The organism is Nitrospiraceae bacterium, assembly GCA_019637075.1.
Lineage (GTDB): Bacteria > Nitrospirota > Nitrospiria > Nitrospirales > Nitrospiraceae > JAHBWI01.
In genome coordinates this window covers 168,831-188,628 of sequence record JAHBWI010000005.1, presented here as the reverse complement: position 1 = coordinate 188,628, position 19,798 = coordinate 168,831, and the positions used below count along the sequence as shown (strand labels likewise).

The window sequence follows — 19,798 nt, the reverse complement described above, 5'->3', positions numbered from 1 at the left end:
GGTGCGAATCCTCAATGCATGCGAGAAGCAAACCGGCGAGCATAGCCGATATGCTGCTAGACGGTCTTGGTCGCGAGCGAGTCGGCCATCCCTAGCAAGAGATCAGCCGTCTCTGTCCAGCCAAGGCAGGAGTCGGTAATCGACATGCCGTAGGCCAAGGCCTTGTTGGGCTCCCAGGTCTGCCGGCCGCCCTGCAGATGGCTCTCGAGCATCAGGCCCATGATCGAACGACGGCCTTCGCGGAATTGCTTCACAACCTCACCGGCCACCTCGACCTGGCGCTGGTGGTTCTTGCCCGAGTTGTCGTGGGAGCAATCCACCATGATCCCTCGTGCGAGCCCTTCCTTCGCCACCGTCGCTTCGGCCTTGCTGATGTCCTCGACGCTGTAGTTGGTCCGACCCCCGCCGCCGCGGAGCACGATGTGATGGTCCGGGTTGCCGGTCGTCTTGATAATGGAGGTGACCCCGTCGGCATTCACCCCGACAAAATGGTGCGGGGAACGGCTCGTGATCATGGCGTTCACGGCGACCTGGAGGCTTCCTTCCGTGCCGTTCTTGAAACCGACCGGCATCGAGAGGCCGCTGGCCATTTCACGATGTGTCTGGCTCTCGGTCGTACGAGCGCCGATGGCGGTCCAACTCAAGAGGTCGGCGATGTATTGCGGTGTGACGGGGTCGAGCAGTTCCGTCGCGCAGGGGAGCCCCTTGCCGTTGATGTTGAGCAGGATGGTGCGTGCCAGCTGGATTCCCATTGCGATGTCGCAGGTGCCGTCCAGATGCGGATCGTTGATCAGGCCTTTCCATCCCACCGTCGTGCGCGGCTTTTCGAAGTATGTGCGCATGACGACCAGGAGCTTGTCTTGTACGGCCTCGGCGATCGGCCTCAAACGGTCGGCGTATTCATAGGCAGCGCCAGGGTCGTGGATCGAGCAGGGGCCGACGATGACGATCAGCCGCTCCGTGTCGCGGCCATGCAGGATGTCTCGGATGGCTCGGCGTGTTTGAAACACCAACTCGGCAACGTTGTCGGTGATCGGCAGGCTGGTCTTCACCTCCCGGGGAGAGGGCAGCGGCTTAATTTCAATGACGTGCTGGTTGTCGATCGGCCTGCTCATCGTGGGGTCCTTGGTTAAGCAATGTTTTAGAAATGGCCACTAAGATAGCGGAATCACGGGGGGAAAGTCCAGTGCCGGCGGGAGAGTTGTGTTCAAGCACCAGGTTTGGTAAGACTAACCGCGTTTTACCTATAAGAACTTCAGCACGCAATGATGCTCGTCAAATCGCGCCGCAGTCTTCTTGCTCTGCTCGTGACCTGCCTTCTGGTGACGATGGCACCCTTCGCCGCCGCCCTGGAAATTCACCACGAATTGGCGGCTGCCGACCATGACGGCCATGAGCATTCGGATACCGATCTCTGTCAGTGGGTTCAGTACCACACAGGCCACTCGCTCTCGGGCGATGTCCCGGTTCCCTGCGCCTTCCTAGCTGATGCGCCGCCCCAGGTGGCGCATGTCCCGACTTTTTCTTCACAGTCATCTCCCTCGTCCCGTGCCTCCCGTGCGCCTCCCTTGAGCTAGGTTCCGCGGCGTTTCTCACAATTGATGAAACTGTGTGTGGATCGGCGTCGTCCCGGGCTTGGCCTTGGTGCGGAGAGCCGTTATGGAATTTGTGGGGAGGAGTGCATGCCTCGCGTTGTCAGTCTCGTCAGGACTTGCCTACTCGTATTGGGGCTGGGAAGTTTGCCAGTCGTGCCATCAGAGGGGATGGCGCAACAGCCGGCCCAATCCGGTCCGGCGGCGCGGACCATTGTCGGGACCGTCCAGCATCAAGATCTTCGAGCAGTGCCGCAGGCGATCGTTGAACTGAGGGATCAGGAAGGGAACACAGTGGCGAGTACGGTATCCAACTCGGCCGGTGGGTTTGTCCTGACTGCGCCGGAGGATGGTACCTACTCGGTCAGCGCCGGGCAGGACCCCTATCGCAGCGAGTACGTCGTGATCCGAATCGGGGAGGACCCTCCGGCTTCCGTCAAGCTGACGCTCTCGAAGACCAAGGAGATCGCGCTGGAGATTCGTTCGCCGCTGGCGCCGATTCAATATAAGGTTTCGAGCGAAACCTACGCCCTCGGCCGGAAGGAGATCGAAGCTCTGCCGCGCGGCAACAACGTCGAGTTGCAGGATGTCCTGGCGACGGTGCCTGGTGCCGTGTATGGGTCGTTGAAGCAGGTGCACCTTCGGCAGGACCATGCAAACCTCCAGCTTCGCGTGGACGGCGTGCCGATTCCCGAGACGGTCTCTTCGACCTTCTCCGACGTCATCTCCCCGCGAGCCTGGGAACGGGCGGACATTATCCTGGGCGGGATGGAGGCCCAGTATGGGAATAAGACCGCAGCGGTACTGGACATCACCACGAAGAGCGGGAGCAAGCCTTCCTTTGGATCGGTGCAGATGATGGGGGGATCGAATCAGACGATCAACCCATCGTTCGAATATGGCGGTACGGTTGGCGAAAAGTTCCGCTTCTACATCCTGAACAGCCATACGGCGACGAATCGCGGGATCGAGCCGCCGACGCTCGGACATTCGATCTTCCACGGCCAGAGCGAGCGGAACCAAACGTTCATTCGCGGCGACTATCAACATGACAACAAGAACAGCGTGACCTGGCTGTTTCTGAACTCCGTTGCCAAATATCAAATACCGACCAATCCGGCGCTGGGGCTCGATCCCAGCGGACAGATGCTGCCGTTGCTGCAGGCAACCCGTCCGGGCTTTACGCCGGTGGCGTCCCAGGCGATCAATGAGTTCCAGAAGGAGAACAACCAATATGGCCACATGGTGTGGCGGCACGACGTGAACGCCAGTAACTTCTTCAGTCTGGCCGGCTATATGCGGCACACGCGTGCCACGTTCAAGACTGATCCGTTGAACGTGCTGGCCTACACGGCTGATCCCGCGGAACCCTTTTCGGCCGCGGATCAAGATCGTAACGCCTATTCTGCGGGCATTCGCCTCGACCACACCTATGTCCATAGCAAGGAGCACCTGATCAAGGCGGGCTTCCAGATCGAACGGACGCAGGCGGTCAACAAGACGCGGCTGTTCACTTTCGCTGACGACAGCGTCGGCAATCCCACAGGCGATCTGCTCAACCTCAACGCCGACAATCGCCAAATCGGCTATCGGCAGGAATTCTGGATCCAGGACCAATGGAGTCCCACTGAGCAGTGGACGTTCAATCTCGGCGTCCGGGGTGACGCGGTGCAGTATTTGCGGAACGAAGGCCAGATCAGCCCGCGCGTCGGTGCGACCTACAAATACAACCAGTCGAACGTGTTCCATGCATTTTACGGGCGCATGTTTACGCCGCCGAACCTGGAAGCCATCTCGTTTGCCAAACTCAACACGATCGGGACGAGGGCGCAGCCGGAAGATGTCACCAACAACACGGTCAGGGCCGAGCGGGCGCACTATTTTGAGGTCGGCAGCTACCACGCGCTCACCCGCTTCGCCACGCTCGAATTGACCGGGTGGTACAAGCTTAGCAACTTTCTATCCGATGCCGGTCAGTTCGGCACGACTCCGCTCCTGAACTACTTTGCGTTCGAGCGCGGGTGGCAACGCGGAATCGACGGCGCCTTGAAGCTGCAAGTAACGGACAATCTCACGGCGCGCGGCAACGTCGCCTGGGGTCAATGCAAAGGCTATGGTCTGCAGTCCGGCCATTTCCTCTTGGAGGCGAAGGAAATCGCCGACATTGGCAGCAAGGGCGGGGTGTTTTGCGACCATATGCAGACCCTTACGAGCTCGGCGATCGTTACCTACCGGTTCCTGGAACGGACGACGGTCACAGGGCAGATGCTGTATGCCTCGGGATTGCGCACCGCGGCCGACGCGGAGGCCAAGACGAACAGCACGCATAGCCCTTCGTACACGATCTACAATCTGTCGATCGCACATGTAGTTCCGTTGCCCTGGGAAGGACAGAAGTTTCTGCTGGGGTTCGACATTATCAATCTGTTGGACCAGAAGTACTTCATCAACCAAGGGGAAGGGAGTATCGGGCTCGGTGTGGCCCATGCGGGGATGCCGAGGTCGTTCTTCTTCCGCGGCCAGTGGTTCTTTTAAGTCAGATGCCGAACAAGGTTGCCAGCGGCGTTCTCAGGCACTTGTCTCCCTGCGACGTACCGCAAGGGTACGCCTCAGTCGCCGAGTGCCCTGCGCTCTTGCCGGACAACCTTGTTGGGTATCTGTGCCGACGGCGAAAGATATCGTCTTTTTCGACGGTCTCTTTGAGTGCGCTGCAAGAGGTCTCAGTGGCATGTGGGCTGAGCAATTGAAATTCTGGCGCCTCCGTTTGAGCAACTCTGATTTGATGGAGTAGGATGTGAAAACTATGGGGTGGAAGGCGATTATAGCGGCCCTAGGTATCGTTGGTTTGCCGATTTCGGCGGTGGCCGTGAGAGGAGATGAGGCGACGCATGAGGCGGATCATGCGCTCGATGCCGACATCATCGAGTTGCCCGAAGTGCATGTACACGGGATGCCGCTGAACAAGAATCAGCAGGAAGGCCCGGTGCCGAAGGCCACACCGTGGCCGGCGATTCCAGCTTCGCTCGACGGCAAACCGCTTGACGATTGGATGAAGGCTCGTATCCTCGTCTCGAAAGACAATCAGGTGACGGTCGTGGTTCTCGAGCCGGCAAAGCATCGGGAACTGAACCTTGCCAGCATGATTGCGCTCAGCAAGTGGACGTTCCTGCCTCAAATGAACGGCGAGGATCCGGTCGACGGGGAACTCACCGTCCGCATCCATTTCAGAACACCGCAATAGCTACCGGTTCGTCGCCACCTGCGTGCCATACCCGCTGGCCCAGGCTGCTTCGACGATGCGTTCGGTTGATTGAGTCGGTGACTGTTCGCCGTCGAACAGCGTCTGATAGGACTCGCTCATCCGGCTTTGGAACTCAGGCCAGTTGACGGTAGGCACACCGGCCAGGCTCGCCAGTGAGACCAGATATTCTCCCTGACCGCGGGCAATATCCACGCGGAGATTTTCATGGGTGTGCGTCGCAAAGACGGTGACCTTTTGCTTTGCCCGAAGCAATTGTCCGTCGGTCAAGGCGCCGGGCGTGGTGCTTGAAGTCAATTCGGTGAGTGGATCAAGAAACTCCCCGATCGCTTTGGATGTCCCATCCGTCAGTTGGGTGGTCGCGTCAAACGGCGCCTTCACCAACTCGGTGCTGGCATCGGTCATACATCCGGTCGTTGCCAAGAACAGCGCGGTGAGCAATACAAAACCGATCGTCCTCATAGTCAGCCTCCTCGATTCGCCCAATAGCCCTCCCGTCTAGTTACCAGCAGCGATCCCTAGGCGGACCTAGGAAAGGCGCTAGTCGCATATCGCTCGCTCTCCAAGAAAAGGAGTTTTGGGCGGCGCCGACACTGGTGCCCGTTCGCTCGTGGCGTCATGGACCTGCTGGGGGACGGGTGGATGGGGATGAATGGGCTGGGGTGATAACAGGACCCGAAACTCTTTCCTTCTCTCAATCTCTGCGAACCATTTGACTGATCCCGCCCGACCCTTTATGGTCCCATCCATGTCCCTTGACGAAGCACTCTTCCAGGCCATCAATGGAGTGGCAGGCCGATCCGAAACGGTGGATTGGCTCATGGTCCAACTGGCAAGGCCCCGCAACCTCTATTATCCGGGTGGGTTGGCGGCGGCCTATTGGCTGTGGCGGAATTGGCGCGAGTGCCTGATCGGGTCGGCGGCGCTCGCCGGCGTAATCGGGATGGCAGATGGCATTGGGACCTTCTGCAAGGACTTGGTTCAGCGACCGCGCCCCTGTCTCACGCTTCAAAACGTGCATGCATTGCTGGGATGTGGAAAGGCCTTTTCCTTTCCCTCGAACCACGCGGTCAACACCGCGGCTGCGGCAGCCTTCTTCCAGGTGCTGTATCCGCGAAGCGGCTGGATCAGCTGGCCGTTGGTGGCAGCGATCGGTTTTTCACGCGTCTACATCGGCGCGCACTACCTGTCGGATGTGATGGGTGGGTGGGTGATCGGCGGGGCCATCGGGGCGGGGGTGGCGTACTTTCTTAGTCGGCGAGTCTGGTTCAGGCCTGCCACGGTCGGCCAGGCTGCGCTGCCTCCTAGCGCTCCTTCTCCGGATGCGGCATCTTGAGTCGAGCATGCGTATCGGCCGTAGCTCGTACCTCGTAAAGCGTATTCGATTCTCGAGTCTTCACTGTTAGCAGTTGCCGCTGTGGTGCTGCCTTCGGTTGATCGCCTGTCTCGTCGACCGTGGCTCGTAGCTGGCGGACTGTTTCAACAGCCCGTTAGGAAAGGGTGGTGAGGCAGTCGAGTAGTCCTCGCCTGCAGCCGTCATGGTCGAAGCCTCGGCCGATGAGCACGATGGCGTGAGGCGGCTCGTCCAGCAGCATGACCGGCTCAACGGTACTCACGCGCGGTCGTGAGAACTGAAACTCCTGCAGCTCCGGTTCTTTCGCAAATCGAAAAAATCCCTTCGCCCGCTCCAGTCCCTCCGGCAGCTCCGCCATCCATTTCGTAAAGCGTTCCCGGTCGAGCGGGGTGGGGAGTGTCACCGTCGTGACCAGAGGGTGGTGGGATGCTCGTTGGTGCGAGTCCGCAAGGAGGTCCGGCTTGCCGCCGAATGTTACGTTCGTGGGTTTGGGCCTCATCGCAGGACCGCTCAAGAGCGCTGCGACGTCCACACGGGCGTGGCTGGTTTCCCAGAGCCGACTATAAGGGTTCTGCCGGAGGATGCTGTCGCGAAACTGTTCCCAATGGCCGGGGATGTACAGGTCGCGTTTGTTGAGGATCAGGTCGTCGGCGTAACGGATCGCGTTTTTGGTTACGACCTCGGCCTGGCCGCTGTCCGGTAGCGGCACCGGATGGACCAGCGCCAGGATGCGTTCGAGCTTCGCCATCCGCGAGACGTAAGCATCGGTCACGGCATCCACGACCTCCGCCGGGTCCGCCATGCCGGAACACTCCAGCACGATCAGGCTCGACTTGTAGTCTTGCACCAGCTGGGCGATGCTCCAGGCGAGGTCGTCCTTGGTGTCGCAACAGATGCAGCCGCCGGCCAGATTCAACACCTGCTCCGCCAACGTACCGGCTCGAGGCCCGTCGATACTGACTTGCCCGGCCTCGTTCATCAGCACGCCGACTGTATGGCCTTGCCCGTTCCAATACTCGAGCAGCCGCATGAGCAGGGTGGTCTTGCCGGCTCCCAGCGATCCGCAGAGCATGTAAAACGGGACGGGCGACATCTGTTCCATCGGGCTATTGTACCCGGCCGGCACGATGGCTGAAAAGCAGTCACCGCGCAGACAAGCGAACAACTAAGAAATGGAAAAGGACAACACAGTGGGGTGGTCTGATGTCTCTCGTCTCAGGTCCAACTATTCGCGATGCGCTTCGTACCATGTCTGCCGGCTGACGTCTCACACCAAGCCACGTGCCCCTAGTGGTGGCTGTGATGGAGTTCCGGCATCGCGTGCTGTGCCGTCAGGCGGTTGAGGTCGCAATGCACGGCGTCGGGATGGCAGCACTGGGTTTCGAGTTGAATCGTGAGGTGCTTGATGCCGAATTCGGTGGAGACCTTGGCGCGGATGGCATTGAGGAGATCGTTGGTGAGGGATGCGTCGTCGTCCACTTGAATGTGGGTCGTCATCATGACGAGGCGAGGTTCGACCGCCCAGATGTGGAGGTCATGCACGTTCTTCACGCCCGGCATCGACTCGATGGCGGCGGCCACGTGGGCCGGACTCACGCCGGGAGGCGTGGATTCCAACAGGACCTCCAGCGATTCTTTGAAGAGGGGCCATGAGCCCCTGAGGATTGCCGCGACTACGAAGAAACTGATCAGTGGGTCCAGGATGGTCCAGCCCGTGTAGAGGATCATCGCGCCGCTGACGACGACACCCAGCGACACCCAGGCGTCGGCCAACATGTGCCAGAAGGCGCTGCGGATGTTCAGGTCATCCTTGGCGCCATGTTGCAGCAAGAGCGCAATGCCCAGGTTTGCGGCAAAACTGACCAAGGCGACAATCATGACCCAACCCCCGGCGATGGGCACCGGTTCGAGGAGTCGCTTGGCGCCGACCAGCAGGATGCCGATGGCGGTCAGGAGGAGAAGAAACGAATTCAAAAAGGCCGCGACGACACCCGCCCGATGGTAACCGAAGGTGCGGCTGGCGGTGGCTGGTCGCTCGGTCAGGATATGGGCATAGAGGGCGAGGAAGAGTGAACCTTGATCGACCAGATTATGACCGGCATCACCGATCAGCCCGATACTGTTGGTCAGGAACCCCGCGACGAATTCCGCCACGATCACCAAGGCATTGAGTGCCAATGCCACTCGAAGACGATGCCGCAATTCATGGTACGTGTGCGGGACCATAGGCTCAGTGTCTCACGGGCAACGAAACAGGGCAAGGGTTTAGGGGGCTTTCCGAGAGGATGGGAATCGAGGGTGCCGCTGTCGGGGCGAGACTAGGCGGGTGGCAGCAGCGCTTTGAGTTCGTCGCCGGTGATGGTTTCCTTTTCCAGCAAGACCTGCGCCGCCTTGCGGAGCACGGGCTCCTGCCGCTGGATGATGTCTCGTACGCGAGCATACTGGTCGTCGATCAACTGCCGCACCTCACAGTCGATCTCCCGTGAGGTCTGCTCGCTGTAGTCGGCAGGCGTCTGGCCTGGCATCGATTGGAGAAAGGGGGACTGGCGGTCTCGCTCCAGGCTGACCTGGCCGAGCTTCTCGCTCATCCCGTAGACCTTCACCATGCTCTTGGCGATATCGGTGGCCTTGCGCAAATCGTCCTGCGCGCCGGTGGAGACTTCCCCGTAGATGATGTCTTCGGCTGCGCGCCCGCCGAGGAGGACTGCGATCTTGTTGCGCAGTTCCGAGGCCGTCATCAGGAAGCGGTCTTCGGTGGGGAGTTGCAGGGTATAGCCGAGTGCGGCGATGCCGCGCGGGATAATCGAGATTTTCTGGACCGCATCCGCGCCCGGCACGGCGAGCGCCACCAACGCATGGCCGACCTCGTGGTGCGCGACCCGTTCCTTTTCCATCTTATTGAGCACTCGGTTCTTCTTTTCGAGTCCTGCGATGACCCGTTCCACGGCCTCCTGCAATTCGCTCAAGCTCACGGTGTCCTTGCCCCGGCGCACGGCCAGGAGAGCGGCCTCGTTCAGCAGGTTTGCCAGGTCGGCGCCGACAAAGCCGGGGGTCATGGCGGCAATGGTGTCCAGATCACCTTCGTTGGCCAAGGTGATGGTCTTCGCATGGACCTTCAAGATCGCGAGCCGACCGATCTTGTCGGGACGATCGACGAGCACCTGACGATCGAAGCGCCCTGCCCGGAGGAGGGCGGGGTCCAGAATTTCCGGGCGGTTCGTGGCGGCCATCAGAATCACCCCGGTGCGGGAGTCGAATCCGTCCATCTCGACGAGCAACTGGTTGAGCGTCTGTTCGCGCTCCTCGTGGGCCATCGGGCCCATGCCCCGCGCCTTGCCCAGAGCATCCAACTCGTCGATGAAGATAATGCAGGGGGCCTTGACCTTGGCCTGTTCGAAGAGGTCGCGCACGCGCGCCGCGCCGACTCCCACGAACATCTCCACGAATTCCGAGCCGCTGATCGAGAAGAACGGCACGCCGGATTCTCCCGCCACGGCCTTGGCGAGTAGGGTCTTGCCGGTGCCGGGCGGACCGACCAGCAGGATGCCCTTCGGAATCTTGCCGCCGAGCCGGCGGAACTTGTCCGGCGTCTTGAGGAACTCCACGACCTCTTCCAGTTCCTGCTTGGCTTCATCCACGCCCGCCACGTCCGCGAAGCTGACCTTGACTTCCTTCTCCATGTAGATCTTGGCCTTGCTCTGGCCGACCGTCATGAAGCCTTGGCTTTGACCCATGCGCCGGAGGACGAACCACCAGACGCCGAAGAAAAGGGCAATCGGCACGATCCAGGAGAGCAGGTCTCGGAGGAAGGTGCTTTCGATGACGCCGGTGACCTTGACCTGGTGCTGCCCGAGCCCGCGCAGGAGGTCGGGGTCTTCGATCCGAATCGTGTCGAAGACCTTGCCGTCCTTCATCTTGCCGTGGATGAGGTGCGGAGATACCGCTACCTCCATCACGTTGCCGGCATCGACGGCGGTCTTGAATTCGCTGTAAGGAATCTCGGTTGGGTTGAACAACGTCGGTAGGAACATCTGGATGAGCATCAGCACCCAGAGTGCGATGAACATATACCAGATGGAAAATTGCCGCTGTTTAGGATCCATCGTCGTGACGCGTGGAGAATGTCAGGTTAATGATTTGTCGACCTGGTGATGGATGCCGTCGATTCGCTGCTTCACCGGATCGCCACATTACCAGATCACGAATTTTCGGAGCGAGTCAACGGGTCACTTCTGGCGCGGCTTCAGCCGTTCCGTCAGGACCGGGTATTTGACCACGCCCATGCCGATGTTGCCTCCGACGGGGTCGGCGGCGATGACTCGAAGCGTGATGCCGTCCGGCGCATCTTTCGCGATCGGTACGAAAAAGGGAGCTTCGAAGCTGCCCTTCTCGCCCGCATAGAACATTTGCAGACGTTCCACCACCCGGTCGCCGATCAGCACTTCGCCATAGATGTGCATCCGCCTCGAATCCCAATCACTGTGCGGGCGAACCAAGGTACCGGACAGGGTGCGGACCGAGGCGCGCAGCATGACGTCATCTTTGGCGATGAGTGACTCGCCTGGTTTGGGATGGTTGATCTGGACGAGAAAGCCGTAGAGCTGCAGGACGATGCCGTCGTTGGTCAGGTCCTGGCCCGGCACGAGCAGTACGGTTTTGCTCGCGCGCTGCGCCGCGGCCGGGTACGCCAGCGGTCCTTCGGCTGCAATTTCCACCAGCGTGGGCTGCGCCAGCTCCAATGTGGCGCTGAAGGAGGCCGCCGGACGGGAACTATAGAGCGGTTCCTCCATGAGGTGCGGCGTGCGCATGATGTGGTTTTGGTCGCCGGCTTCCCCCTGCTGAATACCGGCAGCAAGGATGCGGCCGCTGGCGACTTCTGTGATCGTGATGCGAGCACCGCCGACCTCTCGGCCGAGCACGAGCGCGCCGTGCGCGACGACGCGGACCAGGACTGTGGTGGGAATGGGATCGTTGTAGTGCTGACGGGCTTCGATCTCGGCTTCGGACGGCTCGGCGACATACGCGGACGCTGTGCTGGTAGGCAGCACGAGAAGGCAGGTGCTGAGCAGCCGGAGGACGTCCGTTCGGTTCATTTCACTTTGGTGCCGGGCTCCACGTCTTCGATGAAGGTCGCCAGTCCACGGACCTCGCTGTCGCCGGCGGCGAGCACCATGCCCTGGGACTCGATGCCCATAAGCTTTGCCGGTTTGAGGTTCGCGACGATCACGATGGTTTTGCCGATGAGCGCCTCCGGTTCGTACTTCTTGCCGATCCCGGCGACGATTTGGCGCTGCTCGGTTCCGAGGCTCACCTGCAACTTCAGCAGCTTTTCCGATTTCGGGACACGTTCGGCGCTGAGCACCTTCGCGGTCTTGAGCTGAATCTTCATGAACTCGTCGATGGTGATTTGTCCCGGCGTTGCTGCGGGAGGAACGGCGGTAGCCGGTTGCGGCGCGGTCGTGGGCGCGGCAGGGAATGCAGCAGGTGGTTGGGCGGTCGCGGGTGAATCGCTCACGGGTTTGGCTCCTTGTGGTTTGGTTTCGATGCGGGGGAATAGCCCGGTACCTTTTGCGATCGGTACCCCGGCGAGCGGGGCTTCCCACCGATACGCGAAATCGTCGATTGGTTTGCCGAAGTCGAATCTCATGCCGAGTTGCTGAGCCATGTGCTGCGCGGTCTGGGGCATGATGGGATTTATCAGCACGGCGAGGAGTCGAAGCGCCCGGGCTGCGGTATTCAGGACCGTGCGGAGACGAGGCTCGTCGTCGGGCATCTTGGCGAGTTGCCAGGGGGCGGCCTTGTCGATGTATTCGTCGCACAGGCCGATGAGTCCCCAGATTGCCTGTAGGTTTTCCCGGAAGGCGAGCGCCGCGAACCCGCGCTCCAGTTGCTCGGGCAGTGTGCGTGCGGCCTCGGTGAGCCGCGCTTCGATCTCTGGAAGGGCGGGAACGCCTGGTTCGGGGATCACGCCCTTGGCGAATCGCTCGATCATCGTGAGGGTACGGCTCAGCAGGTTGCCGATGCCGTTGGCGAGGTCACTGTTGATGCTCGTGACCATGGCTGTCTGTGAAAAATCTCCGTCCTGGCCGAACGGCACTTCGCGCAGCAGGAAGTAGCGGAACGCATCGACGCCGAACTGTTCGACCATCTTGTTGGGATCGACCACGTTGCCCCGGCTCTTCGACATCTTCTCGCCGTCGACCGTCCACCAGCCGTGGGCAAAGATAGTGCGGGGCAGCGGCAGCTCGAGCGCCATCAACATCGTGGACCAATAGACCGCGTGCGTCGTCAAAATGTCCTTACCGACCAGGTGCACGTCGGCCGGCCAGTAGCGATCGACCGATGGCTTCTCCGTCAGGTACTGCAGACCGGAGATGTAATTGACGAGCGCGTCGAACCACACATAGGTGACATAGTCACGGTCGAAGGGAAGCTCGATGCCCCAGGACAGCCTTGACTTGGGCCGCGAGATCGACAGGTCGCCGAGCTTTTGCGTCTGCAAGAAGCCCAGTACCTCGTTGCGCCGCGACTCGGGGCGAATGAATTCCGGATGGGCGTTGATGTGGGCGATCAGCCGTTCCTGGTACTGGCCCATCTTGAAGAAATAGTTGTGCTCGCTGAGTCGCTCGATGGGGCGCTTGCAGTCGGGGCAGAGACCGTCGGCCACATCCTTTTCTGTCCAAAATCGCTCATCGTAGGTGCAGTACCATCCTATGTAATCAGCCTTGTAAATCAATTCCTTATCATGTAATTGCTGAAGATATCGTTGTACGACTGTCTTGTGCGCGCCATCGGTGGTGCGGATGAAGGCATCGTTGGAAATGTTCAAGCGATGCCAGAGGTTTTTGAATTGCGGCGCAAGTCGATCGCAATGGGCCTGGGGATCGATGCCAGCCTTCGCCGCCGCCTGCTGCACCTTTTGTCCATGTTCATCGAGGCCGGTGAGGAAAAACACGTCACGACCTCGGAGTCGCCAGTACCGGGCAAGCACATCCGCGGCGATCGTCGTATAGGCATGGCCGATGTGCGGGACGTCGTTGACGTAGTAGATAGGCGTCGTGATGTAGAACGTGTTCGGATTGCTCATAGGTGATCTGGAAGATAGCAAGACGGCGGGGCCTAAAGCTAGCGCGACTCTCGCTCGCGAATATCGATCCGGGGCCCGTTACCGCGCAGAGGTGGACGCCTGAGAACCTATGAGGGCCCTGAGCCGCAGCAGAATCGTTTCGAGCGCCATTTGGATGTTCAGGTTGCGATGCGCCTGGCGCTCCAGCCTCTCGAGTTCACCGATGAGGTCCAGCAGTCCGTTCACGTCGATGTGTCGGGCCAGCGACTGCAGCTCGCTTCGTTGTTCGAGGTTCAGCAGGTGGTCTGCATCGGCGCCTGCGGCGAGCAACATCACATCACGCAGCCAGCGCAAGAGCCAGTCGAACGCTTCGGGACCTCGCTCCGCCTTCGCCAGTGCTTCGGCGGTCGTGAGGACTTGCGAGATCGACTGAAGGCCTTTCGGCGAGAAGAGTGTCGCGAACTCTTGTTGCGTCGTGCGCGTCGACTTGATGTCCGACTCGAGCGCGCGTCCCAACTGCCCATCGCTCAGCAGGGCAAGAAAGCGCGCGTCAGCGGGCGGGAGTTCCCGTTTCAGGATGACGGCCATTTCTACTTGGGTCTGAGCCGGCGTCGGGAGCCTGACGGCCTGACAACGGGAGCGTACCGTGGAGGGCAGCGCGTAGGGCCGGCTGGAGACGAGCAGAAACAGGCTGTGGTCCGGCGGCTCCTCGAGCGTTTTCAGGAGCGCATTGGCCGCGCCGATCGTCATGCGTTCCGCTTCGTCGATGAGGCAAATTTTTCGATCACCGATCAGTGGGCGATAAATCATCTGCTGCTCAATGTCGCGGATGGACTCGATCTTGATCTGCGGGTTCGCTTGTTCGCGATCGGCTTCGATCAGCAGGAAGTCGGGGTGCGTGCGCGACTCGATCTGTTGGCAGGCGCGGCAGTGCCCGCAGGCATCCGGGTCTTGCGGGTCCGGCATCTGTTCGCAGAGCAGGGTTTGCGCGATGCGGACCGCCAGCAGGCGTTTGCCGATTCGATCTTCCCCGTGCAGCAGGTAGGCGTGCGCGAGCCTGTCTTGCAGGATCGCGGCCTTGATCAGTCGCTTGGCGCGCTCGTGGCCGATGACGTCAGCGAACGGCATGGCGAACCTTTCGTCTGGGCGTACGGGCGAGCAAGGGCATCACGGCCTGGGTGACATCACGCGCGATCGCCTCTTCGGGGCGATCCGCATCGATGAGGCTGATGCGTCGAGGTTCCCGTCGGGCCAAGGAGCGAAAGCCGGCCCTGACTTTTTCGTGAAAACGAAGCGTTTCGCGGTCGAGCCGGTTCGTCTCGGCGGCCCGACGACGGCGCGCGAGGCCGGTCTTGGCCGGCAGGTCGAAGAGCAATGTCAGGTCCGGTTCGAGCTCGTCGGTGGCGAGACCGTTCATGCGTTCCAGCGAGGCGAGGTCGAGGCCGCGCGCGGATCCTTGGTACGCAAGGGTTGAATCATTGAAGCGGTCACAGAGGACGATGGCGCCGCGGGACAGGGCCGGCTCGATGACTTGCGTCACGTGTTGGCGCCGCGCCGCGAAAACGAGAAAGGCTTCGGTTTCGGGAGCGAAGGGTTCGGCGGTGCGATCGAGCAGGACGGCACGAATCTTTTCCGCGAGCGGCGTTCCGCCGGGCTCCCTGGTTTCCACGATACGGTATCCGAGGGCCCGGAGGTGCGCCCCCAGCCGCTTGGCCTGGGTGGATTTGCCGCTGCCTTCGATGCCCTCCAGGGTGATGAAGATGCCCGGGAACCGCCGCCGACGTCGCGCCACGTTTTCGATCCATTTCGGATGGTGAATGACGGGGCGGAATCCTATTCCAAGTTATTGAAAATAGCAAGAAAAGGCTTGCCCGAACCATTCGAATCTCGGTATCATGACGCTCTACCTCGGGTCCCTTGCCGACGCATGCTAAAAGCCTCGTTAAAGCGGTACTTTTTGACGGGATTGCTCGTCATGATCCCCATTTGGGGAACGGTGCTGATTTTAAAGACCCTGTTCCTGAGTCTGGACGGGATTTTGGGTGATGCGGCGGCGCGGTTGGTGACCAGAGGGTACTATATCCCTGGGCTCGGAATCGTTGCGTTGGTGCTGCTGATTTTTCTCACCGGCCTCTTCGCCGCGAATTTCATCGGGCGCCATGTCGTGCGGCAGTGGGAAAATTTGCTCAATCGCGTGCCGGTGGTGCGCGGGATCTATTCGACGATCAAGTCGATGATGGATATCCTGTCGTTCGCCGAGCGAGAGACCTACCGTCGCGTAGTACTGATCCAGTTTCCGAAGAACGGGCACTATTGCTTTGCGTTTGTGACCGGCGTGACCAAAGGTGAGATCCAGACGCTCTCGCCCGACCCGCTCGTCCATGTGTATGTCCCGACGTCGCCCAATCCCACTTCGGGATATTTTCTTTTGGTGCCGGAGCGGGAAGTGATCGCGGTGGATATTTCGGTCGAAGAAGCCATGAAGCTGATTGTGTCGGGCGGGTTGTATACACCCAACGCATCCGGCGCGTCGATGCAATTGGGCGGAAAGTGGTCGCACGTCGCCCAGCCCCAGCAGGGTGTGCCGATCGCCTAGTCTGTACGCGCCGTTCGCTATTGTCGTGTCGCCCATTGTGAAGGAGCTATGACGCACTCATCACTTGATCAGACCTCGCAGTCGTCGATTCCCGGACTCGGCGTGATCATCATGGCGGCCGGGCTCGGCAAACGGATGAAATCCAAACTGGCCAAGGTGCTGCATCCCGTGGCCGGCAAACCGATGGTGCTCTATGTCGTCGATGTCGCCTGCCGGCTCGGTGAGCAGGGCGTCGCCCTCATCGTGGGGCACCAGGGTGCGGACGTGCGGAAGGCTGTGGAGGTAGGCGGCCGCCAGGTAGCCGTTGCCGAACAGACCAAACAGCTCGGGACCGGCCATGCGGTGTTGCAAGCGCAGCCGGTATTTGCCGGCGATGTTCAACGGCGGCCTTCGCGCTTTCTGATTCTGAACGGCGACACCCCGTTGCTGACGGAGGCGACGGTGCGGGAGTTGCTCGCGGTGCACGATCAGCAGAAGGCGGCGGTGACGTTGCTGACGGCTGTGCTGGACGATGCGTCCGGGTATGGCCGCGTCATCCGGCAGCGGCGCGACGAGTGGCAGGCGGGCGCCGCGGACAATGCGGTACAGAAGATCGTCGAGGACAAGGATGCGAGCCAGGCAGAACGGGCGGTTCGCGAAATCAACGTCGGGACTTATGTGGTCGACGGCGCGTTTCTCTTTCCATCGTTGGAGAAATTGACGCCGGCCAACGCCCAGGGCGAATACTATCTTACGGACATCATCCAGATGGCCGTCGAGCAGGGCCGCACGGTTGCGGCGATGCGGCTGCGAACGATCGATGAGGGATTGGGTATCAACAGCCGCGTGCAGTTGGCGGAAGCGGAGCAGGTGATCCGACAGCGCATCCGCGAGCGATGGCTCGAGGCGGGCGTGACTATGCGCGATCCGGCTTCGACCTGGATCGACACGGAGGTGACGATCGGGCGGGATACGGTGTTGTATCCGCAGGTGACGCTGGAGGGCAAGACGGTTATCGGCGAAGATGTGGTGGTACACGGTGGGACACGCATCAGCGATTGCACGGTCGGCAACGGCGTGGAGATCTTGGACCATTGTCTGTTCCGCGAATCGCAGATCGAAGAAGGCGCACATCTGGGCCCCTTCGTGCATCTGAGGCCGGGGGTGATCATCCGGCGGAACGCGAAGGTCGGCAACTTCGTCGAGATGAAGAAAGCCGTGCTCGGCGAGGGCGCGAAGGCGAATCACTTGAGCTATCTTGGCGACGCGCAGATCGGCAAGGGTGCCAATATCGGTGCCGGGACCATCACGTGCAATTACGATGGATACAAGAAGTATCAGACGGTGATCGGTGAACAGGTCTTCGTCGGCAGCGACGTGCAGTTGGTGGCGCCGGTGACGGTCGGTCAGGGTGCCGTGATCGCCGCGGGTACGACGGTGACCGAAGATGTGCCGGCCGATGCGCTTGTGATTTCCCGAGTGCAGCAGGTCACGAGGCAGGGCTGGGCGGCGAGGCGGCGCGCGTTGCAGTTGGGGCAGGCCATACCGTCCAATGCCGCTCCCAAGGTCGTGTCGAAGCCGAATACAAACGCAAAGACCAAATCAAAAGGTGCATCCAAAGCGACAAAGCCATCGGCGGCCACCAAGGCGTCACGACCGGCGGGTAAGAAGCAGCGGCAAGCGGTTCAACGGACCAAACGGAGGTAACGACGACCTATGTGTGGAATCGTTGGGTACGTGGGCAATCAGGAAGCGGTTCCGATTCTGCTGAACGGCTTGTCGAAGCTGGAGTACCGCGGCTATGACTCGGCGGGCGTGGCGGTGCAGCGGGGCGAGAAGATCGAGATCCGCCGCAGCGTGGGCAAACTGGTCAATCTGCAGAAGTCGCTCGCGCAGAAATCCATCACCGGAACCTGCGGGATCGGCCATACGCGCTGGGCGACCCACGGCAAGCCTTCCGAGCAGAATGCGCATCCGCATCGCTCGGAGAGCTGCACGCTGGTCCACAACGGCATCATCGAAAACTATGTCCAGCTCAAGCAGCAACTGCAGAAGGATGGGTACAAGTTTCAGTCCGAGACCGACACCGAGGTGGTGGCGCATCTGATCGACAAGTACATCCAGAAGAAGGGCCTGCATCTGGCGGACGCCGTGCGCGCCGCAGCGAAGGAGATCCGCGGCAGCTACGCGATCACGGTGATCTCCGAGCGCGAACCGGGCTTGCTGGTTGCGGCGCGGTCAGGCTGTCCCTTGGTCATCGGCCGGACCTCGGATTCCTCGTTCGTCGGCTCCGATGTGATGGCGATGTTGTCCTATACGCGGGACGTGACCTTCCTCGAGGAAGGCGACGTGGCGGAAGTGACGTCGTCGGACATCAAGTACACCGACATCGAAGGCCGGCCTGTGACGCGGAAGAAATCCAAGGTGACGTGGGACGCCTCGGCGGCCGAGAAGAGCGGCTATCCGCATTTCATGTTGAAAGAAATCCACGAGCAGCCGCAGACCATTCTCGATACGATGCGCGGCCGCTACTCGTATGACAGCGGTGAGGCGGATCTTCCGGACATTGGGTTGACGCCGAAGCAGTTTGCCGAGGTCGGGCGAATTTGGATCGTGGCCTGCGGTACGAGTTGGCATGCCGGCCTGGTCGGGAAGTATCTGCTGGAAGAAATGGTCCGCACGCCGGTCCAGGTCGACATCGGGTCGGAGTTCCGGTACCGCGACCCATTGATCGAGAAGAACGACTTGTTCGTGACGATTTCGCAGTCGGGCGAGACGGCGGATACCCTGGCCGCAGCGCGCGAAGCGAAAGAGAAGGGCGCACGTGTCGTGTCGATCGTCAATGTCGTGGGCAGCACCCTCGCTCGCGAGTCGCACGGTGTGCTGTACACCCATTGCGGACCCGAGATCGGTGTGGCCTCCACGAAGGCCTTCACCAGCCAGCTCGCGGCGCTCTATCTGCTCGCACTCCACCTTGGCCGCGTGCGCGGCACCCTCACGGTGGCGGACGGCAAGGCCTGGCTCGATCGGCTCGTGACTTTGCCGACCTTGGTCAAGAACGTGCTCGGACGGGAAGCCGAGATTCTGGCGATCGCCAAGCGCTATTATAAAAAGCCGAACTTTTTATACCTGGGGCGTGGGATCAACTATCCGATCGCGCTTGAAGGGGCGCTCAAGCTGAAGGAGATCTCGTACATCCACGCCGAGGGCTATGCGGCGGGGGAGATGAAGCACGGTCCGATCGCGCTCATCGATAAGGACATGCCGGTCGTGGTGCTGGCGCCGCGGGATCGGTTGTATGAAAAGACGGTCAGTAACCTGATGGAAGTGAAGGCTCGCCGCGCGCCGGTGATTGCGTTTGTGGCTGAAGGCGAGCGGGAACTCGGCAAGACCGCCGACGCGGTGTTCACGATTCCGGACGTGCATCCGTTGCTGTCGCCGATTCTGTTCACGATTCCATTGCAGTTGCTGGCCTACCACATTGCCGTGTTGCGCGGCGAGGATGTGGATCAGCCGCGAAACCTCGCGAAGAGTGTGACGGTGGAGTAGCCGAATGTTGAATATGGCTTCCCACTGCGTTCTCGGTCGCCGGGCTTTCTGCGGCCTTGTGGGAAGACCATGGTGAACATCCTTGCAGAAATGAGAGCATGAAATGAAGATCACGACTCAGGAAGTGGAAAAGGTGGCCAAGCTGGCCCGGCTGGAGATGTCGCCGGCGGAATTGCCGGCCATGGCCTCGCAGTTGAGCCAGATTTTAGTGTACGTGCAGAAGTTGAACACCTTCGACACCAAGGGCGTCGAGCCGACGGCTACGGTGCTCGGACAAGTGAATGTTTTCCGTGAAGACAGCGTGGCACCGTCTCTGTCGGCAGCCGAGGCTGTGGCCAACGCGCCGGAGACTGAGGGGCAGGCGTTTCTCGTACCCAAAATTATCGAGGACCGCGAACGGTGA

General features: G+C 60.8%; 17 protein-coding genes. 8 read left to right on the top strand and 9 right to left on the bottom strand.

The genetic code is table 11. The features are described from left to right. Positions 1-56: 56 nt before the first annotated feature. A complete protein-coding gene (locus KF814_14590; protein ID MBX3237373.1) occupies positions 57-1,115 on the bottom strand; it encodes a 3-deoxy-7-phosphoheptulonate synthase in 1,059 nt (352 codons plus the stop codon). Positions 1,116-1,265: 150 nt separating this feature from the next. Between KF814_14590 and KF814_14585 the strand changes: the two genes are divergently transcribed. The 3 genes from KF814_14585 to KF814_14575 all read left to right on the top strand — a co-directional run bounded on the left by KF814_14585 (position 1,266) and on the right by KF814_14575 (position 4,833). Then, the gene (locus tag KF814_14585) at positions 1,266-1,577 is read left to right on the top strand and encodes a hypothetical protein (protein MBX3237372.1); all 312 of its coding nucleotides are present in this window, start codon (positions 1,266-1,268) and stop codon (positions 1,575-1,577) included. A 105-nt stretch (positions 1,578-1,682) separates the two neighbouring features. Continuing rightward, complete coding sequence (locus KF814_14580; protein MBX3237371.1) at positions 1,683-4,127, top strand: TonB-dependent receptor; 2,445 nt, start codon at positions 1,683-1,685, stop codon at positions 4,125-4,127. 268 nt (positions 4,128-4,395) lie between these two features. After that, positions 4,396-4,833, top strand: a complete 438-nt coding sequence (locus KF814_14575) for an energy transducer TonB (GenBank protein ID MBX3237370.1) — start codon at positions 4,396-4,398, stop codon at positions 4,831-4,833. On the opposite strand, the gene KF814_14570 is transcribed toward KF814_14575, so the two are convergent. Beyond that, positions 4,834-5,313: a DUF3015 family protein gene (locus tag KF814_14570; protein MBX3237369.1), complete on the bottom strand. Its 480-nt coding sequence runs from the start codon at positions 5,311-5,313 to the stop codon at positions 4,834-4,836. Between the two features lie 286 nt (positions 5,314-5,599). Between KF814_14570 and KF814_14565 the strand changes: the two genes are divergently transcribed. Beyond that, positions 5,600-6,187 (top strand): phosphatase PAP2 family protein, encoded by a 588-nt coding sequence (locus tag KF814_14565; GenBank protein MBX3237368.1) that lies wholly within the window; start codon positions 5,600-5,602, stop codon positions 6,185-6,187. A 154-nt stretch (positions 6,188-6,341) separates the two neighbouring features. Here the strand turns inward: KF814_14565 and KF814_14560 are convergent, their stop codons facing one another. The 7 genes from KF814_14560 to KF814_14530 all read right to left on the bottom strand — a co-directional run bounded on the left by KF814_14560 (position 6,342) and on the right by KF814_14530 (position 15,063). Further along, positions 6,342-7,307 carry a GTP-binding protein gene (locus tag KF814_14560; GenBank protein MBX3237367.1) on the bottom strand — a complete coding sequence of 322 codons (966 nt, stop codon included), beginning with the start codon at positions 7,305-7,307 and terminating at the stop codon, positions 6,342-6,344. Positions 7,308-7,492: 185 nt separating this feature from the next. Next, complete coding sequence (locus KF814_14555; protein ID MBX3237366.1) at positions 7,493-8,431, bottom strand: cation transporter; 939 nt, start codon at positions 8,429-8,431, stop codon at positions 7,493-7,495. A gap of 92 nt (positions 8,432-8,523) precedes the next feature. After that, on the bottom strand, positions 8,524-10,308 hold the full coding sequence (gene ftsH / locus KF814_14550; GenBank protein ID MBX3237365.1) for an ATP-dependent zinc metalloprotease FtsH: 1,785 nt from the start codon (positions 10,306-10,308) through the stop codon (positions 8,524-8,526). A gap of 123 nt (positions 10,309-10,431) precedes the next feature. Continuing rightward, complete coding sequence (locus KF814_14545; protein MBX3237364.1) at positions 10,432-11,298, bottom strand: hypothetical protein; 867 nt, start codon at positions 11,296-11,298, stop codon at positions 10,432-10,434. Next, complete coding sequence (metG, locus tag KF814_14540) at positions 11,295-13,292, bottom strand: methionine--tRNA ligase (protein MBX3237363.1); 1,998 nt, start codon at positions 13,290-13,292, stop codon at positions 11,295-11,297. The genes KF814_14545 and metG overlap by 4 nt, the downstream gene beginning before the upstream one ends. 78 nt (positions 13,293-13,370) lie before the next feature. Next, complete coding sequence (holB, locus tag KF814_14535) at positions 13,371-14,399, bottom strand: DNA polymerase III subunit delta' (GenBank protein ID MBX3237362.1); 1,029 nt, start codon at positions 14,397-14,399, stop codon at positions 13,371-13,373. After that, positions 14,386-15,063 (bottom strand): dTMP kinase, encoded by a 678-nt coding sequence (locus KF814_14530; GenBank protein MBX3237361.1) that lies wholly within the window; start codon positions 15,061-15,063, stop codon positions 14,386-14,388. Before KF814_14530 ends, holB begins: the two co-directional genes overlap by 14 nt. Positions 15,064-15,246: 183 nt before the next feature. Here KF814_14530 and KF814_14525 point away from each other — a divergent pair, with 183 nt between their 5' ends. From KF814_14525 to gatC, 4 genes are all read left to right on the top strand, one after another. Continuing rightward, on the top strand, positions 15,247-15,867 hold the full coding sequence (locus tag KF814_14525) for a DUF502 domain-containing protein (GenBank protein MBX3237360.1): 621 nt from the start codon (positions 15,247-15,249) through the stop codon (positions 15,865-15,867). A 48-nt stretch (positions 15,868-15,915) separates the two neighbouring features. Continuing rightward, positions 15,916-17,553 carry a bifunctional UDP-N-acetylglucosamine diphosphorylase/glucosamine-1-phosphate N-acetyltransferase GlmU gene (gene glmU, locus KF814_14520; GenBank protein MBX3237359.1) on the top strand — a complete coding sequence of 546 codons (1,638 nt, stop codon included), beginning with the start codon at positions 15,916-15,918 and terminating at the stop codon, positions 17,551-17,553. Positions 17,554-17,562: 9 nt separating this feature from the next. Beyond that, positions 17,563-19,395, top strand: a complete 1,833-nt coding sequence (gene glmS, locus KF814_14515) for a glutamine--fructose-6-phosphate transaminase (isomerizing) (GenBank protein MBX3237358.1) — start codon at positions 17,563-17,565, stop codon at positions 19,393-19,395. A 103-nt stretch (positions 19,396-19,498) separates the two neighbouring features. Further along, positions 19,499-19,798, top strand: a complete 300-nt coding sequence (gatC, locus tag KF814_14510) for an Asp-tRNA(Asn)/Glu-tRNA(Gln) amidotransferase subunit GatC (GenBank protein ID MBX3237357.1) — start codon at positions 19,499-19,501, stop codon at positions 19,796-19,798.

What these genes read in the sequence shown, in the direction of transcription:
- gatC (MBX3237357.1), top strand. Translation starts at nt 19,499, where the DNA reads ATGAAGATCACGACTCAGGAAGTGGAAAAGGTGGCCAAGCTGGCCCGG.
- glmU (MBX3237359.1), top strand. Translation starts at nt 15,916, where the DNA reads ATGACGCACTCATCACTTGATCAGACCTCGCAGTCGTCGATTCCCGGA.
- KF814_14590 (MBX3237373.1), bottom strand. Translation starts at nt 1,115, where the DNA reads ATGAGCAGGCCGATCGACAACCAGCACGTCATTGAAATTAAGCCGCTG.
- KF814_14555 (MBX3237366.1), bottom strand. Translation starts at nt 8,431, where the DNA reads ATGGTCCCGCACACGTACCATGAATTGCGGCATCGTCTTCGAGTGGCA.
- glmS (MBX3237358.1), top strand. Translation starts at nt 17,563, where the DNA reads ATGTGTGGAATCGTTGGGTACGTGGGCAATCAGGAAGCGGTTCCGATT.
- metG (MBX3237363.1), bottom strand. Translation starts at nt 13,292, where the DNA reads ATGAGCAATCCGAACACGTTCTACATCACGACGCCTATCTACTACGTC.
- KF814_14560 (MBX3237367.1), bottom strand. Translation starts at nt 7,307, where the DNA reads ATGGAACAGATGTCGCCCGTCCCGTTTTACATGCTCTGCGGATCGCTG.
- KF814_14575 (MBX3237370.1), top strand. Translation starts at nt 4,396, where the DNA reads ATGGGGTGGAAGGCGATTATAGCGGCCCTAGGTATCGTTGGTTTGCCG.
- KF814_14545 (MBX3237364.1), bottom strand. Translation starts at nt 11,298, where the DNA reads ATGAACCGAACGGACGTCCTCCGGCTGCTCAGCACCTGCCTTCTCGTG.
- KF814_14585 (MBX3237372.1), top strand. Translation starts at nt 1,266, where the DNA reads ATGATGCTCGTCAAATCGCGCCGCAGTCTTCTTGCTCTGCTCGTGACC.
- KF814_14565 (MBX3237368.1), top strand. Translation starts at nt 5,600, where the DNA reads ATGTCCCTTGACGAAGCACTCTTCCAGGCCATCAATGGAGTGGCAGGC.
- KF814_14570 (MBX3237369.1), bottom strand. Translation starts at nt 5,313, where the DNA reads ATGAGGACGATCGGTTTTGTATTGCTCACCGCGCTGTTCTTGGCAACG.
- holB (MBX3237362.1), bottom strand. Translation starts at nt 14,399, where the DNA reads ATGCCGTTCGCTGACGTCATCGGCCACGAGCGCGCCAAGCGACTGATC.
- KF814_14580 (MBX3237371.1), top strand. Translation starts at nt 1,683, where the DNA reads ATGCCTCGCGTTGTCAGTCTCGTCAGGACTTGCCTACTCGTATTGGGG.
- ftsH (MBX3237365.1), bottom strand. Translation starts at nt 10,308, where the DNA reads ATGGATCCTAAACAGCGGCAATTTTCCATCTGGTATATGTTCATCGCA.
- KF814_14525 (MBX3237360.1), top strand. Translation starts at nt 15,247, where the DNA reads ATGATCCCCATTTGGGGAACGGTGCTGATTTTAAAGACCCTGTTCCTG.